13 protein-coding genes are annotated in these 15,342 nt (G+C 71.8%); 4 read left to right on the forward strand and 9 right to left on the reverse strand.

Annotation, left to right across the window (positions count from 1 at the left end; genetic code table 11):
• Window positions 1–1,165: 1,165 nt before the first annotated feature.
• Complete coding sequence (locus ACIBK9_RS39295) at window positions 1,166–2,158, reverse strand: LacI family DNA-binding transcriptional regulator (RefSeq protein WP_397163872.1); 993 nt, start codon at window positions 2,156–2,158, stop codon at window positions 1,166–1,168.
• A gap of 11 nt (window positions 2,159–2,169) precedes the next feature.
• Here ACIBK9_RS39295 and ACIBK9_RS39300 point away from each other — a divergent pair, with 11 nt between their 5' ends.
• From ACIBK9_RS39300 to ACIBK9_RS39310, 3 genes are all read left to right on the forward strand, one after another.
• On the forward strand, window positions 2,170–3,348 hold the full coding sequence (locus tag ACIBK9_RS39300) for a trans-sulfuration enzyme family protein (RefSeq protein WP_397163874.1): 1,179 nt from the start codon (window positions 2,170–2,172) through the stop codon (window positions 3,346–3,348).
• Between the two features lie 165 nt (window positions 3,349–3,513).
• The gene (locus ACIBK9_RS39305; protein ID WP_397163875.1) at window positions 3,514–3,843 is read left to right on the forward strand and encodes a DUF485 domain-containing protein; all 330 of its coding nucleotides are present in this window, start codon (window positions 3,514–3,516) and stop codon (window positions 3,841–3,843) included.
• Between the two features lie 17 nt (window positions 3,844–3,860).
• The gene (locus tag ACIBK9_RS39310) at window positions 3,861–5,480 is read left to right on the forward strand and encodes a cation acetate symporter (RefSeq protein WP_387665301.1); all 1,620 of its coding nucleotides are present in this window, start codon (window positions 3,861–3,863) and stop codon (window positions 5,478–5,480) included.
• 143 nt (window positions 5,481–5,623) lie between these two features.
• Here the strand turns inward: ACIBK9_RS39310 and ACIBK9_RS39315 are convergent, their stop codons facing one another.
• The 7 genes from ACIBK9_RS39315 to ACIBK9_RS39345 all read right to left on the reverse strand — a co-directional run bounded on the left by ACIBK9_RS39315 (window position 5,624) and on the right by ACIBK9_RS39345 (window position 13,150).
• Window positions 5,624–6,211 (reverse strand): ATP/GTP-binding protein, encoded by a 588-nt coding sequence (locus ACIBK9_RS39315; protein ID WP_352324453.1) that lies wholly within the window; start codon window positions 6,209–6,211, stop codon window positions 5,624–5,626.
• On the reverse strand, window positions 6,192–6,569 hold the full coding sequence (locus ACIBK9_RS39320; RefSeq protein ID WP_352356948.1) for a DUF742 domain-containing protein: 378 nt from the start codon (window positions 6,567–6,569) through the stop codon (window positions 6,192–6,194). The genes ACIBK9_RS39315 and ACIBK9_RS39320 overlap by 20 nt, the downstream gene beginning before the upstream one ends.
• Complete coding sequence (locus ACIBK9_RS39325) at window positions 6,566–6,985, reverse strand: roadblock/LC7 domain-containing protein (protein ID WP_358285281.1); 420 nt, start codon at window positions 6,983–6,985, stop codon at window positions 6,566–6,568. Before ACIBK9_RS39325 ends, ACIBK9_RS39320 begins: the two co-directional genes overlap by 4 nt.
• A 34-nt stretch (window positions 6,986–7,019) precedes the next feature.
• Complete coding sequence (locus ACIBK9_RS39330) at window positions 7,020–9,305, reverse strand: nitrate- and nitrite sensing domain-containing protein (RefSeq protein WP_397163877.1); 2,286 nt, start codon at window positions 9,303–9,305, stop codon at window positions 7,020–7,022.
• A 187-nt stretch (window positions 9,306–9,492) separates the two neighbouring features.
• Window positions 9,493–11,007 (reverse strand): prenyltransferase/squalene oxidase repeat-containing protein, encoded by a 1,515-nt coding sequence (locus tag ACIBK9_RS39335; protein WP_397163879.1) that lies wholly within the window; start codon window positions 11,005–11,007, stop codon window positions 9,493–9,495.
• Window positions 11,004–11,831, reverse strand: coding sequence for a hypothetical protein (locus ACIBK9_RS39340; RefSeq protein WP_397163881.1), 828 nt, complete (start codon window positions 11,829–11,831; stop codon window positions 11,004–11,006). Before ACIBK9_RS39340 ends, ACIBK9_RS39335 begins: the two co-directional genes overlap by 4 nt.
• Complete coding sequence (locus ACIBK9_RS39345; RefSeq protein ID WP_397163883.1) at window positions 11,828–13,150, reverse strand: cytochrome P450; 1,323 nt, start codon at window positions 13,148–13,150, stop codon at window positions 11,828–11,830. The genes ACIBK9_RS39340 and ACIBK9_RS39345 overlap by 4 nt, the downstream gene beginning before the upstream one ends.
• A gap of 122 nt (window positions 13,151–13,272) precedes the next feature.
• Here ACIBK9_RS39345 and ACIBK9_RS39350 point away from each other — a divergent pair, with 122 nt between their 5' ends.
• Window positions 13,273–14,295: a polyprenyl synthetase family protein gene (locus ACIBK9_RS39350; protein ID WP_397163885.1), complete on the forward strand. Its 1,023-nt coding sequence runs from the start codon at window positions 13,273–13,275 to the stop codon at window positions 14,293–14,295.
• A 40-nt stretch (window positions 14,296–14,335) separates the two neighbouring features.
• Here the strand turns inward: ACIBK9_RS39350 and ACIBK9_RS39355 are convergent, their stop codons facing one another.
• On the reverse strand, window positions 14,336–15,265 hold the full coding sequence (locus ACIBK9_RS39355; protein ID WP_397163887.1) for an aldo/keto reductase: 930 nt from the start codon (window positions 15,263–15,265) through the stop codon (window positions 14,336–14,338).
• Between the last annotated feature and the right edge of the window lie 77 nt (window positions 15,266–15,342).

The raw sequence follows: 15,342 nt of genomic DNA on the forward strand, positions 1-15,342 counted from the left end.
ACGGGTCCACTCCTGCGGCGTGCTGCCGGGATGGGTCGCGGGCCGGCCGGGCTGGTGCTGCTGGCCTGACGCCTGCGGCGCGTGGGCGGGCTGGGCCGGCGCCTGTGACCGAGGGCCGGGCTGGGACGGTATCCGGTGGGCGAGGCCCGGATGGGACGGCTCCTGCGGCGGAGGGTCCAGACCCGGGCGGTCACCGACGCCGGCGGGCGGTGTCTTGGAACGGCCGGGCCCCAGGTCTCGGCCGCCGGACCGCATCGCGTGGGTACGACTGCCCGCAGTCGAGGGCATGACGTCCTGGGCCTGACGGAAGGGCTCATGCGGCGTGGTGCCCGCGGCAGGCGGTTCGTGCGGTGTGGCGCTTGCGGTGGGGGGCTCGTCCGGGAGGGTTCCCTCGTCGGGGGCGAAGTACGGTCTGGTCGGGGGCGTCGGGTGGGAGGCGTCGCTGTGCCGGGCGGCCTGTTCGGTCATGGGTCTGGCGGCCGTGCCGGCGTGGGTCTCGACGTCGAGCACCTCGTGCCCCGGGACGGTGTGCGGGGCCTCCTCGACGGGGGCCGCGTGATGGATGGTCCGTCCGGTGGCCGCTCCCAGGTCGCCCGCGTGCTTTCGCTCCGGTCGCCAGGAGGGGGCGCCACCCCTCGGCCACCCCCGACGCACCCCGCCGCCCTCCTCCGGTCGGCCTCCCCACACCCCGCCTCCCCGCGCCGCCGAGGCAGGCGTCCCCGCAGCGGTCTTCCCCGAGGACAGGGAGTCCCGGGTGGAGGGGGTGGGCGTGGTGGGGAAGGCGTGGCGGGCGGTGCGGGGTGGGGGAGTGTCGGTGGTCGAGGGCAGGTGGTCCAGGAGGTGGGGGGCGGCGTTCAGGAGGTGGTCGATGAGGTGCGCCAGGTCGTCCAGCCGCACCCGCAGCGTCGCCCGCGCCCGCGCGCCGCCGCGCCGGGCGCCCGGGGCCCGGCCCTCCGGCCCGGCCTCCTCCACCCGCATCTCGGAGATCTCCAGGCAGACCTCAGGGCTCGGACGGGCGGGCGCCGACGCGCCGGAGCCGAGCGCCTGCTCCTCGGGCGTACGGTCATCGCGGTACGGGCTGCTCTCGGCCATGACCTGCGATTACCCCTCCCGTATCCCATCAGGCTCCGACATAAGGGGACTTGGGGGAGGTTTGACCGGAAGGTCAGGCAGGCGGCAACTCCCCGGACCCCCGGGCGACCAGCTCCACGGGAACCGTGATCCGCCGCGGCTCGCGGACGGGATCCAGCAGCAGCTCCACCGCGCCGCGCGCCAGCCGGCCGATGTCGTACCGCACCACCGTCACCCCCGGGCTGAACAGGCCGGCCAGCGCGAAGTCGTCGAACCCCACGTACGCCGGCCGCTCGGGACGCTCCCGCAACGCCTCCAGCACGCCGATCGCCGCCCGGTTGTTCGTCGCGAAGAACGCCGTCGGCGGGTCGGGCAGGTCGAGCAGCCGCCCCACCTCGTACGACACCCGCCCGGGATCGAACACCCCCCGCACCACCAGCGCCTCGTCGGCCGCCGCCCCCGCCTCGCGCAGCGCCGCCCGGTAGCCGCGGGCCCGGTCGTGCACCGAGCTCAGCCCGTCGTCGTCGGAGATCAGCGCGATGCGGCGGTGCCCGTGGGCGAGCAGGTGCGCGGTGGCCGTCCGGCCGCCGCGCTCGTCGTCGAGCCTGACCACGTCGGCCCGGTCGAGCCCGCGCGGCACGCGGTCGACGAAGACCGTGCGCGGGCCGACGTGCTCGGCCAGCCAGGAGTGGTCGGCCGGCGAGGGCACGACGATCAGCGCGTCCACGCCCCGCGCGTGCATCGACTCGATCAGCATGCGCTCCTTGTCCGGACGCTCCTCGTACGAACCGAACACCACCAGCGCCTCGTGCTCGGCCGCCGCCGCCTCCACCGCGGCGGCGAGGCGGGCGTAGAACTCGTTGGAGATGTTCTCCATCACCAGGCCGAGCGTGAGCATGGTCGCACCGCGGGCCAGCCGGGCGGCGGCCTCGTTGCGGCGGAAGCCGAGCGCGCTGATCGAGTCGTGCACCCGCTGCTGCAGCGAGGCCCGGACGTGCGGCTCCTGGTTGACCACGCGGGACACCGTCTTCAGGCTGACGCCCGCGTGCCGGGCGACGTCCGCCATGGTGGGCTTACGCGTTGTCATAGTCTGCCCCCATGGAGGATGAATGGATCTGCGGCCGGATGGGCGAGGACGAGCCGTGGACACTGGGCGCGGTGAACCCGCCGGTGTTCGAGAACTCGTTGTTCACCTTCGGGACGGCGGCCGAGCTGGGAGCCGCGATCCGGGACGAGGACGAGCGGTACGTCTACGGCCGCGGCACCAACCCGACCGTCGACGTGGCGCAGCGCAAGCTGGCCGCGCTGGAGCGCGGTGAGCGGGCCAAGTGCTTCGGCTCGGGGATGGGCGCCATCTCGGCGACGATCTCCTCGATCGTCTCCGCCGGCGACCACGTGCTGGTGCTCGGCGCGGTGTACGGGCCGACCACGCAGTTCCTGCGCTACCTGGAGAAGTACGGCGTCACGCATACGCACGTCGACGACCTCGCGGGATGTGACAGCGCTATCAGGGCGAGTACCCGCCTACTCTACTTCGAGTCGCCCTCCTACATGGCGTACGCGATCGTGGACATCGCGGAGGTGGCGGCCTGGGCGCGCGGGCGCGGGCTCGTCACGGTCATGGACAACACCTGGTCCACGCCGCTGTTCCAGAAACCGCTGACGCTGGGCGTGGACCTGGTCGTGCATTCGCTCTCCAAGTACGTCGGCGGGCACAGCGACCTGGTCGGCGGCGTGGTGGTCGGCCCGGCCCGGCTGATCCGGCCGCTGGCGCTGACGGAGTACCAGCTCTACGGCGCGGCCATGTCGCCGCACGACGCGGCCAAGGTGATCAAGGGGCTGCGCACGCTGCCCGTGCGCATGGCCGCCCACCAGGAGCGGGGGCTCGCGGTGGCGGCGTTCCTGGAGGGGCATCCCGCCGTACGGGCGGTGAACCATCCGGGGTTGCCCTCGCATCCGGGCCATGCGACCGCGTTGCGGCAGATGTCCGGCTTCTCCAGCCTGTTCAGCATCGAACTCGCCACGGACGATCGCCAACAGGCCGCACTTTTCCTCGATAAATTGCGACATTTCAGGATCGGGGTGTCCTGGGGAGGCTTCGAGAGCCTTGTCAACGCCCCCGCCCTGACCGTCGAGGAGAGCGTACGGGCCACCATGGGCATCCCCGTCGGCCTGGCCCGCCTGTCGATCGGCCTGGAGCCCGCCGCGACCCTCGTCGAGGACCTGGATCAGGCGCTGAGCGCCCTGCCCGGCCCGCCGCGTCCGATATCGGGGTGAACGGAATACCCGACCGCTCATCGCGCCGAACAGACCTTTCACCGCAGGCCATCCCCAACTAATCGCGGTACGCGAGCGGCTCGCCGAACAGCACCCCCACGGCTCTCCACGACGGGTAGGTTGCGCTCTTACGTTGAGCGTGATCCGCATCACAGTGGAGGTCTCGTGACGACCAGAGAACATGACGCGTCCGTCTATGAACAGGTTCAGGAGAGCAGTGAGTTCCAGGAGTTGAAGCGGCGTTTCCGCCGCTGGACCTTCCCCATGACGGTGGCCTTCCTGGTGTGGTACCTGCTGTACGTGGTGCTGTCCGGCTGGGCCCGCGGCTTCATGGGCATCAAGTTGTTCGGCGATGTCAACGTCGGGCTGATCTTCGGGTTGCTGCAGTTCGTCTCGACGTTCCTCATCGCGTGGGCGTACGCCCGGCACGCCGAGAGGAAGCTCGACCCGATCGCCGACAAGCTCCGTCACGAGGTCGAGGAGAAGACGCAGTGAGTTCCACGACCCTGGGGATGATCCTCTTCCTCACCTTCGTCGCCGGCACCCTGGCCATCACGTTCTGGGCCAGCCGCCAGACCAAGACGGCCGCCGACTACTACGCGGGCGGCCGGTCCTTCAGCGGCGTCCAGAACGGCCTGGCGATCGGCGGCGACTACATGTCGGCCGCCTCCTTCCTCGGCATCGCCGGCATCATCGCCGTCTCCGGCTACGACGGGTTCCTGTACTCCATCGGGTTCCTGGTCGCCTGGCTGGTGGCGTTGCTGCTGGTGGCCGAGCTGATGCGGAACTCCGGCAAGTTCACCATGGCCGACGTGCTGGCGTTCCGGATGAGCCCGCGCCCGGTGCGCACGGCGGCGGGCGTGTCCACGATCGTGGTCAGCATCTTCTACCTGCTGGCCCAGATGGTCGGCGCGGGCGCGCTGGTCGGCCTGCTGCTCGGCATCACCAGCGAGGCCGGCAAGGTCTGGACGATCATCGGCGTCGGCGCGCTGATGATCGTCTACGTGGTGTTCGGCGGCATGAAGGGCACCACCTGGGTCCAGATCGTCAAGGCCGTGCTGCTGATGACCGGCGCCGCGCTGGTGACGCTGCTGGTGCTGGGCAAGTTCGGCTTCAACCTGTCGTCCCTGCTCGGCCAGGCCGCCGCCACCAGCGGCCCGAAGGCCAACCCCGGCAACTTCCTCATCCCGGGCCTGAAGTACGGCACCGACGCCCAGGGGCTCGCGGGCAAGATCGACCTGATCAGCCTCGGCCTCGCGCTGGTGCTCGGCACGGCGGGCCTGCCGCACATCCTCATCCGCTTCTACACCGTCCCCACCGCCAAGGACGCCCGCAAGTCGGTCCTGTGGGGCATCGGCATCATCGGCGTGTTCTACCTGCTGACCCTGGTGCTCGGCTTCGGCGCGGCGGCCATCGTCGGCAAGACCGACATCCTCAAGGCCGACAAGGCGGCCAACACCGCCGCCCCGCTGCTCGCCGAGCGGATCGGCGCGCAGATCTTCGGCGACGTCGGCGGCACGATCCTGCTCGCGCTCATCGGCGCCGTCGCCTTCGCCACGATCCTGGCCGTCGTCGCCGGCCTGACCCTGGCCTCCTCCTCCAGCTTCGCCCACGACCTGTACGCGCACGTCTTCAAGCGCGGCGGCGCCAGCGAGCGGCAGGAGGTCGTGGTGGCCCGCGTCTCGGCGCTGGTCATCGGCGCCATCGCGATCGGCCTCGGCATCCTCGCCCAGGGCCAGAACGTGGCGTTCCTGGTCGCCCTGGCCTTCGCCATCGCGGCCTCGGGCAACCTGCCGGCGATCCTCTACAGCCTGTTCTGGAAGAGGTTCAACACGGCGGGCGCGGTCGCGGCCATCTACGGCGGACTCGGCTCGGCGCTGATCCTGGTGATCTTCTCGCCGGTGGTCTCGGCCCCGCCGCCGCCCGCGGGCGCCGCGGTGACCGCGCTGATCCACGGCGTGGACTTCCACTGGTTCCCGCTGAGCAACCCGGGCATCGTCTCCATCCCGCTCGGCTTCCTGTTCGGCTGGCTGGGCACGATCCTCAGCAAGGAGTACAACGCCGCCAAGTACGCCGAGATCGAGGTGCGCTCGCTGACCGGCGTGGGCGCCGAGAAGGCCACCGAGCACTGACCCGCGCTCTCCCTGACGGGGCCCGTCCGCTCACCGGCCGGGCCCCGTCCGCGTGCGAGACCAGCCGCACCCCGCCGGTGGACGTCCTGAACGAGCCCGGCGGACCCGCCCGCCCGCGAGGGACGGACGGGCCCGCCGGCCGGTCAGCTTCCGACCGGCTCCGCGCGTAGCCGGGCCGAGTGCTTGACCAGGGTGATCAGCACCTCGCGGCTGGAGTCCCGCTTCCGCGCGTCGCACATCACGATCGGGATCGACGGGTTGAGCTGCAGCGCCAGCCGCACCTCGTCCAGCTCGAACGTCGGCGACCCCTCGAAGCAGTTCACCGCCACCACGAACGGCGTCCCGCGCCGCTCGAAGTAGTCGACCGAGGGGAAGCAGTCGGCCAGGCGGCGGGTGTCGGCCAGGATGACGGCCCCCAGGGAGCCCTCGGCCAGCTCGTCCCACACGAACCAGAAACGTTCCTGCCCGGGGGTGCCGAACAGGTACAGGACGTAGTCGGTGCCCAGGGTGATGCGCCCGAAGTCCATGGCCACCGTGGTGGTGCGCTTGGCCTCCACGGAGGTCAGGTCGTCGACGCCCACGCTGCGGTCGGTCAGCACCTCCTCGGTGCGCAACGGCCGGGTCTCGGACACGGCTCCGACCATCGTCGTCTTGCCCGCCCCGAACCCTCCGGCGATCAGGATCTTGATCGCCGTCGGGAGGCGCGGGCGCTCAGAGCGAGCGAAGACCATCGAGCACCGCCCTGTACATCTTCATGTCATGCATGTCCACCTCGGATTGCGGTTCCTGGGCAGAGACGAGTTCGCGGTCGAACAGGTCGCCGAGCAGCACGCGGATCGTGCCGGCCGGCAGGTTGAGGTGCGCGGCTATCTCGGCGACGGACTTGGGTTCACGGCAGAGCTGGAGAATGCGCAGGTGTTCGGGGTCCAGCCCGGCGTCGGGGCCCGGCGGCGGACCCACCGCCAGCGCCATGGAGATGAGGTCGAACTTGCCGTGCGCGGGCTGGGTCCGCCCGCGCGTGACGACGTAGGGCCGGATGATCTCCGGATCTATCCAGTGTTCGTCCGTGGACTCCTCCGTGGTGCTCACCGGTCGCTCCTGGCGACGGCCTCGGCGTTGCGCGCACCGGAGGTGAGGTACTGGCCGACCCGCGCCACCAGCATCGCCATCTCGTACGCCACCAGCCCGATGTCGGCGTTCTGGGCGCACAGCACGGCCAGGCAGGCGCGTTCGCCCGCGGTCGTCACGATCAGGAACTGCGACTTCCACTCCACGACCGTCTGCCGCACCGCGCCGCCGGCGATGTGGTCCGCGACGCCCTTGGCCAGGCTCTGCAGGCCGGAGGCGACGGCCGACAGGTGCTCCCCGTCGGTGCGCTGCAGACCGGCGGACGAGGCCATGAGCAGGCCGTCGGAGGACAGCACGATGGCGTGCTCGGCCTCCTTGATCCGGCCGATCAGGTCGTCGAGCAGCCAGTTGAGGTCGGTGCCCGCGGTGGGCGTCATGTCGGGCCTCCCGTCGGGAGCCGGGCCGCGGCGGTCATGCCTCGCCTCCCGGCTGCTCTTCCATCAGCCTGGCCGCCTCGTTGCGGCCAAGACGGGTGCCTGACTGCAGGGATCCCATCATGGCGCGGATCTCCTCGGGCGAGCGCTCGTCATCGTCCTCCTCGAAGTCGGGCTGCGTCGGCGTGTCGTCCCGCAGCGCTGGCGCCAGGTTGGCCTGAGGGACTCGGAACGGCAGGCCGGACGGCGTGAACTCGGTCACAGGCTGCTGCTCCGGTTCCGCGGGCGGTTCTGGTTCAGGTGAAGGCGAGGGTGCTGGTGCCGGGAAGGGGGTGGCCACCGCGTGGAGCGGGGCGGACATGGGGGCGGGACGCGGCGGGGTCAGGGTGCGCACGTTCTCGGCGGGCCGCGCGACCGTCGCCAGCGTGGTCCCGGTGCTCGTCCGGCGCGGCAGGCTCGGCCGGGTGTCGCCCTCGGGGTGCCGCGGCGCCGGGTCGAGCTCGACGAGCTCCTGCGGCAGCAGCACCACGACCGTGGTGCCCCCGTACGGGGAGGGCTTGAGCACGACCTGGATGTCGTGCCGCCGGGCGAGCTGGCTGACCACGTAGAGCCCCAGCCGCGCGGTGCCGGAGATGCGGAACTCCGGCGGGTCGGCGATGCGCTCGTTGGCCGCGTCGAGGTCCTCGGGCTTCATGCCGAGCCCGCGGTCCTCGATCTCGATGACGTACCCGTTGGCCACGAGCTGGCCGCTGACCTGCACGTTCGTGTACGGCGGCGAGAACGACACGGCGTTCTCGATCAGCTCGGCCAGCAGGTGGATGACGTCACCGACGGCCCGGCCGACGAGCACGACCTCGCCCATCGGCATGAGCGTGACGCGGGTGTAGTCCTCGACCTCGGCCAGCGCGCCGCGCACCACGTCCACCATGGGGACGGCCCGCCGCCACGTACGGGCGGGCGACGAACCGGACAGGACGATCAGGTTCTCGGCGTTGCGCCGCATCCGGATGGCCAGGTGGTCCAGGCGGAAGAGCTCCTTCAGCTCCTCGGGGTCGGTCTCCCGGCGCTCCATCACGTCGAGGACGGTGAGCTGCCGGTGCACCAGGCCCTGGGTGCGGCGGGCGAGGCTGAGCAGGATGTCGCGGATGCTGCGGCGCAGCTCGGCCTGCTCGGCCGCGACGCTGACGGCGGTGTGCTGCATGGTGTTGAACGCCTGGCCCACCTGGCCGATCTCGTCGTCGCCGAACTCCAGCGCGGGCGCCTCCTTGGCGACGTCCACCTCCTCGCCGTGGCCGATGCGCTCGACGATGCCGGGCAGGCGCTCGTCGGACAGCTCGTGCGCGGCGTCGCGCAGCTTCTTGAGCTGGGCGAGCAACTGCCTGGTCGTGGTGATGGACAACACGATCGAGGCGATGACGGCGATCAGGCCGAGACCACCGGCCAGGAGCAGCCGCACGATGACGCCGATCGCGACGGGGACGATCCGGTCGAACAGGCGGTCACCGCCCGCGACCACCTGCGCGTGCATGCCGGAGAGCGTCGCGTCGGCCGCCACGCGCCAGCTCTCGCCGCTCACCGGAAGCGGACCCGCTCCCGGTTCGTGCCGGATGAGCTGCGCCTCCATGGTCTGCAGCCGGACGACGGGCTCGCTCTTCAGCCAGGCGTCGAAGGTGGCCCGGTCCTCGTCGGGCAGCTGGTTCAGCGCGTCGGTCAGCGTGTAGTGGAAGACGGCCGACATCCTGAGGAACTCGGCGTGGTCGTCGGCGGTGAACCCGCCCTTGGCGAACACCCCGGACAGCAGCGAGTCCTCGCGGGCCAGGAACTCCCGGGAGCGGTGCATGTCCGACAGCGCGCGGCCGTCCGCGGCGATGTCCTTGTCGTCGAAGGCGGCCACGGAGTCGTACATGCGGTACATCGCGTCGATCGTGGTGTTGTACTGCTGCGCCGCCCGGGACGGTTCCGTCTTGCCGGCGTCGATCGCCTTGCGCGCGGCCACGAGCTTGTCCAGCTCGGCGTTGACCGCGGCGATGCGCTGGACGAGCGAGTCTTCGGCGGCGAGGTCGACGACGTTGCCCTGGGCCATGGAGGTGAACTCGGCGCGCAGGGAGTCGGTCCTGGCTCGCTGGTCGCGCATGCCCTTGTCCACGACGCGGGATCCGGTGCCGAGGTGGGCGACGGTCAGCCGGCGCTCGCGCTGGAGCTCCACCAGCAGCGGCTCGCTCGGCTCGACGATCCTGCCGTCGACCGTCGCGGCCCCGAGCAGGTTGACGCCTTCCCGCAGCGTGACCCAGGCCGCGAACACCCACAACAGCGTGAGCGACACGATAAGCGCCGTGACTTTGGCCCGGACACTGGCATTACGGAAGCGCATGAAGCCCTCCGGAAGAAAAGACCGCGGGGTCAGCAGGCCATGTCAAGGCGGAAAAAGGGGCACTCCAGGAATCCGGCACTCGGATCACCCTAGCAACGCAGGAATACTGCCTCAACACGCTAGGGCACCATAAAGGGTATTATGTCCTGTTTTCGCATCTGGAATTTCCTTCGGTGCTACATATCGTGACATGCTGAGCGGCGATGACCGCTGCCCGCACGATGGCTGTCGGCGAGTAAAGCTCCTTGTCATGCCACAACGGAGGATAGTCGGATAAATTAGCTGTCCGATTCAGGTACTCATAACCGCGCCGCGCCGCCCCTGCGCACCGTTCGTCCGGCTCGGGGCCGGCCAGCAGGAGGGCCTGCATCCCGTACGCCGTCTCCTCCGGCCTGCCCGCCCACCGGCCCCAGGATCCGTCGGCCCGCTGCGTGGACAGGATCCACTCCCGCCCCTTGCGCACGGCCCCGGCGTATCGGGCGCCGCCGAACTCGCCGAGCGCCAGCATGCAGCTCAACGTGGCGTAGTACGGGGAGGCGTGCCACCTGTCGCTCCAGCTCCCGTCGGGCCGCTGCCGCTCGGCCAGCCACCTCGCCACCCGCTCGATCCGTGGCCGGTACGCCTCCCCGGCCGCCGGCCTGACCCGCGCGTACTGGCCGAGCGCGTCCAGCACGTGGGCGTTGACGCTGACGGACGTGCCGTCCTCCCCCTGCCAGGTGCAGAAGTGCGCGCCGGTGTCGAACGTCGTCAGCGACGAGGGCTCGTACGGGACCCCGAGCAGGGCCAGGGCGTAGAGCGCGACGCTGGTGGTGTCGGCGTCGGCGGGCAGACCGGCCCCGGCTGGGGTGCCCGCGGGCCCGATCGCGGCCCACAGGTCGGCCGTCATCTCCGGCGGCACGTCCACGGGGACGCCAGCCCTGAGCAGCCAGCTCAGCACCCAGGCCCGCTCGAAGACGGTGATCGGCAGCCCCACCGGCACCGGGCCGCCGTACCGTCCGGCGACGGCCCGCAGGTGGTGGAGGGCCGGGCCCGCGGCCTCGGGATCGGGCCGGGCCGACAGCCAGGCGGCGGTGGCCGCGGGCGAGGCGCCGACGGTGCCGATCGGCGCCGGTCGTATCGCCCCCGTCGCCCCGACGACCTCCAGCACGTGCTGGACCTTCTGCGGCGGCTCGGCGCCGGACGCCAGCAGCCGCCTGACCCGGGTGAGCCGGGTGGTGTCCATGGTGGGGGGCAGCGGCAGCGGGGAGCCCTCCGGACGGTGGCGGTTCACCAGCTCGACGAGGGCGGGGACGATCAGGTCGATGGCCGGCGTGTCCGGCGGCTCCGACGCCGCGGCCAGCATGGGACGCAACGCCTCCAGCCCGGCCTTGGCGGCCGGGAGCAGGAGGCCGTCGTCGCCGTCGCCGCGCGCGATCGCCGTGAGCAGGGCCTCCGTGGCGCTCAGCGTGGGCACCAGCCCGTAGCCGTCGGGCGCGCCCCAGGCGCCGTCGCCGTGCTGCTCCGCCAGCAGGTATGCCACCCGCTCCCGGTGCCCGGCCAGGCCGGGGGCGAGCGTGACCAGGCGGCCGGTCTCGTAGACCGACGGCGACACCTGGCCCCACGGCGTGGCCATCAGCTCGTTGACCAGGAGACAGGCCTGTTCGGAGAGGTTCACGTCGCCGCCCAGAAGTCGGACAGGCCGTAGAAGCCTGTGCTGTAGTCGATCTGCCATGCCAGGTAGTCGGCCGGGCGCGGATGGTCGCCGCGCAGCGGTTCGATCAGCGCGTGCGCCTCGCGGGCCAGCACGGCCATCCGCTCGGTCACCTCGTCGTGGGTCAGGCCTAGGGTGAACGCGTTGAAGTCGCCGTACGCCCGTTCCCGGTGGTGCGTGGCCAGGTCGTTGAGCAGACGCAGGTAGCGCTGCACCGCCTCGTCCGCCGGGCGCAGGACCTCAAGGTCACCCGGCGCGCCCACCTGGCCGGTGGCGATCCAGTGCGAGACGGCCACGAAGGAGGCGCCGCAGCTGTCGGCGTTGGCCAGGTACTCCTCGACGGCGGGCGGCTCGTCCGCGCGGCTCCACTCCCATTCGCGGGCCATGGCCGCGAGCATGCGCGCGAGCCGGTCACGCCAGGCCGACGCGAGCTCCGGCGTGGTGTCCAGCTCCGCCCGCAGGTCGGCGGCGAACGCGCCGGCCGGCCCGGCGGGGGACTCCGACAGGCAGTCGCCGATCAGCGCCGCGACCTCCTCGCGCGTGCCGGCCTCGTGGTCGATCAGCCGGTCCACCGCGAACACCAGCAGCGAGGCCCGGTTGACGGCCCGCAGCTCGGCGGCGGTCGCCAAGGGCGAGCCGAAGGCGCCGGCGAGGCCCAGGGACAGGTGCAGCCCGGCGTCGAAGGCGCCGGCGGGGAACAGGTCACCGAAGCGCGCGGCGTGCCCGGCCAGTTCCCGCCCGCCGGCCACGGCCAGGGCGCAGGCGCGGCCGATGTCGAAGGGGTTCACCGTCGCTTCTCCAGTGTCATGGTCAATCCGTGCGGCGGGCGCAGCGTGGAGGCCAGGCGCGGCACGATCGGCCGGTCGAGGTGCACGTGGGGGCGGTACCTGCGCAGGATGCCGGCGATGAGCAGCGGCGCCTTCAACGCGAACAGGTGCTGTCCCAGGCACACGTGCGGCCCGGCGGCGAAGGGCCAGTAGGCGTAGCGGTGCCGCCGGGCGTCCCCGCCGGGGGCGAAGCGTCCGGGGTCGAACGTGGCGGGGCGGTCCCAGAACTCCGGCAGCCGGTGCGTCAGGTAGGGGCTGAGGATCATCGTGGAGCCGGCCTCGACGCCGACCCCGCCGACCACGTCGGCCTCGACGGTCCTGCGGGGCAGGAGCCAGCCGGGGGGGTAGAGCCGCAGCAGCTCGCTGACGAACATCTTCAGGTACCGCAGGTGCGGCAGGTGGGCGATGCCGACTGGCTCGTCGCCCACCACGCGGTCCACCTCTTCGTACACCTTCGCGGCGATCTCCGGATGCGCCTGGAGCGTCGGCCAGACCCAGGACATCGCGGTGGTGGTGGTCTCGGTGGAGGCGCCGTGCATGGCGACGAGGTCGTCCCTGATGCGGCCGTCGCCGCCGTCGTCCGCCCTCGCTCTGACCAGGCGCGAGATCACGTCGTCGCCTTCCTCGTGGCGGGCCCGCGCGATGCAGCCGTAGACGACCTCGTCGATGGTCTTGATCGCTCGCCTGAACGCCCGGTCGCCCGGCAGCGGCACCCGGTGCGGCACGAACGGCAGCACCAGGCGCAGCGCCTTGGCGGTGACGGCGACGTCATAGGCCGGCGCCAGCCGGTCGATGTCCGCCATGGAGATCTTCGCCCCGAAGAACAGCCGCACGATCACCGGGTGCACCAGGGCGCCCATGCCTTCGGTCACGTCGAACGGCCGTCCGGGGACGACGGTCGTCTCGATCAGCTCGTCCATGATCCGGGCCATGTTCTCCGCCATGGCGTTGACGCGCCGGGCGGTGAACAGCGGCTGGAGGATCCGGCGGCTGTCGGCCCAGTTCTCGCCGTCGGACAGGATGCTCTCGCCGAGCAGGGGCACGAGCGGGTCCCAGAACATGCCCGCGCGCACGTAGTTGGCCTGGCGGACCGTGAGCACGTGCTCGACGTGGTCGGGGTGGGTGACGAGGTAGGGACGGAAGGGGCCCATGTTGAGCCGTACGACCCGGCCGCCGGCCTCGGCGCCGGCCTCTTCCAGCGCGTGTACCGGGATGCGGTGGTGTCTGCTGAGCCTGCCGAGGAAAGGGACAGTTCTGGTGGCAGTGGCATTGTCCGCCACGGGCGTGTCTCCTCTGCGCCCGTCTTACATAACGGACATTTAATGACGAAAGTTAAACTCAGGCTGGAGTATCACATGACCGTACATAGACATTCAAGATCGAAGTTTGACGGGAACATCTTGTGAACCTCAGCCGCACCGGACCGTCCCTGCCGGACACCGACGTGATCGCGCGCTGCCGCCGCCTGGTGGAGCCCGCCATGCGCGCCGCCGTCTCCCGCCTCCACCCGCGGGGAGCCGACATGGTCTCCTACACCCTGGGCTGGTCGGACGCCGAGGGGCGCCCGTACGAGGGTGCGGGCGGCAAGAGCGTGCGACCGGCCGTCGCCCTTCTCAGCGCCGAGGCCGCCGGCGGCACCGCCGAGTCCGCGCTGCCGGGGGCCGTCGCGGTCGAGCTCGTGCACGCCTTCTCCCTCGTGCACGACGACATCATCGACCAGGACGAAAGACGCAGGCACCGGGACGCCCTGTGGAAGGCGTACGGGGTGGGGCCGGCCCTCCTGGCCGGGGATGCGCTGCTGGCCCTGGCCGTGGCCCGGCTCGCCGACCGTCCGGAGGCGATGGGCTACCTGTCGCGAGCCCTCGTCGAGCTGGTCCAGGGCCAGACGGCCGACATGGCGTTCGAGAGCCGTCCCTGGAGCGGGCCCGGGGAGGTGAGCATGGCCGAGTACACCGAGATGGCGGCGGGCAAGACCGGCGCGCTGCTGGGGGCGGCCGCCGCGGCGGGGGTCGCGCTTGGGGGCCGGCCCGAGCTGTCCGAGCGCATGTGGGCCATGGGGGTGGAGCTCGGCGTGGCCTTCCAGATCGCCGACGACGTGCTGGGGATCTGGGGGGATCCGCAGGTCACCGGCAAGCCGGTGCACAGTGACCTGCGATCGCGCAAGAAGACCGTCCCGATCCTGGCCGCGCTGGGCTCGGGGAAGCCCGCCGCCGGCCGCCTGGCCGACGCGCTCGCCGCCGGCGAGACCGACGACGCGGCCCTGACCCTGACCGCCTGCCTGATCGAGGAGGCGGGCGGCCGGGACGCCGCCGACCGGCTGGCCGCCCGGCACCTGACCGCGGCGCTGGACGTGCTGGACGAATGCCTGCCGGCCGCCGCCCAGCTCAAGGAGCTCTGCCTCTCCCTGGCCGGCCGCGCGCACTGACCTGCCGGCCCGGGGCCGCCTGCCACCCTGGTTCGTGGTGTCAGGGGCGGGAGGCCTCGTCGAGGAGGGTCAGCTCCTCCCCGCTCAGCTCCAGCTCCGCCGCCGCCAGCAGCGGCTTGAGCTGGCGGGGGTCGCGCGCGCTGGCGATCGGCGCGGTGACCGTGGGCTGGGCGGCCAGCCAGGCCAGCGCCACGGAGGCGGGCTCGGCGCCGCGCTCGGCCGCCACCTTCAGCAGCCCTTCGAGCGTCCTGCGCCCGTGCTCGGTCTCCAGGTACTCGGCCGCCTTCCCGGCCCGCGGGCTGTCGACCGTGACGCCCGGCTGGTACTTGCCGGTCAGGAACCCGCGGGCCAGCCCGAAGTACGGCGTGCTCGACAGGCCGGCCGAGGCCACCACGTCCCGCAGCTCGCCCTCGTACCCCCGGTCGACCAGGTTGTACGGCTGCTGGAGCGCGACGTACGCGGCCAGCCCCTCGTCCCGGGAGATGCGCAGGGCCTCGGCCAGCCGGGCCGGCCCGTAGTTGGACGCGCCGATCTGGCGCACCTTGCCCTCCTTGACCAGGGCGTCGAAGGCGGCCAGCGACTCCACCAGGGGCGTGTCGCGGTCGTCCACGTGCGCCCAGTACAGGTCGATGTAGTCGGTGCGCAGGCGGCGCAGCGAGTCCTCGACGGCCGTCCGGATGGTGGCGGGGGCCAGCCCTTCCAGCCCCTCCAGCATGCCGACCTTGGTGGCCACGACCACCGAGTCCCGGTTGCCGCGGTCGGCCATCCACTCGCCGATGATCAGCTCGGACGTGGACTCGCCGGTCACCCAGTGGGGGTAGACGTCGGCCGTGTCGATGAAGTTGCCGCCGCCCTCGACGTAGGCGTCGAGGATCGCGAACGAGGTCTCCTTGTCCGCGGTCCAGCCGAAGACGTTGGTGCCGAGCGATATCGGGAAAACGGACAGGTCCGTCGTGCCTATTGATCTCATACGGCCATTATCCGTGCCCCCCGCGAACAGGCACGGACGGCGCCCCGGTCACGTCCGTGCTGGTGGGAGACGTGCGG

This window comes from Nonomuraea sp. NPDC050227, from assembly GCF_044459705.1.
Lineage (GTDB): Bacteria > Actinomycetota > Actinomycetes > Streptosporangiales > Streptosporangiaceae > Nonomuraea.

What these genes read in the sequence shown, in the direction of transcription:
- ACIBK9_RS39295 (WP_397163872.1), bottom strand. Translation starts at nt 2,158, where the DNA reads ATGACAACGCGTAAGCCCACCATGGCGGACGTCGCCCGGCACGCGGGC.
- ACIBK9_RS39300 (WP_397163874.1), top strand. Translation starts at nt 2,170, where the DNA reads ATGGAGGATGAATGGATCTGCGGCCGGATGGGCGAGGACGAGCCGTGG.
- ACIBK9_RS39310 (WP_387665301.1), top strand. Translation starts at nt 3,861, where the DNA reads ATGATCCTCTTCCTCACCTTCGTCGCCGGCACCCTGGCCATCACGTTC.
- ACIBK9_RS39315 (WP_352324453.1), bottom strand. Translation starts at nt 6,211, where the DNA reads ATGGTCTTCGCTCGCTCTGAGCGCCCGCGCCTCCCGACGGCGATCAAG.
- ACIBK9_RS39325 (WP_358285281.1), bottom strand. Translation starts at nt 6,985, where the DNA reads ATGACGCCCACCGCGGGCACCGACCTCAACTGGCTGCTCGACGACCTG.
- ACIBK9_RS39355 (WP_397163887.1), bottom strand. Translation starts at nt 15,265, where the DNA reads ATGAGATCAATAGGCACGACGGACCTGTCCGTTTTCCCGATATCGCTC.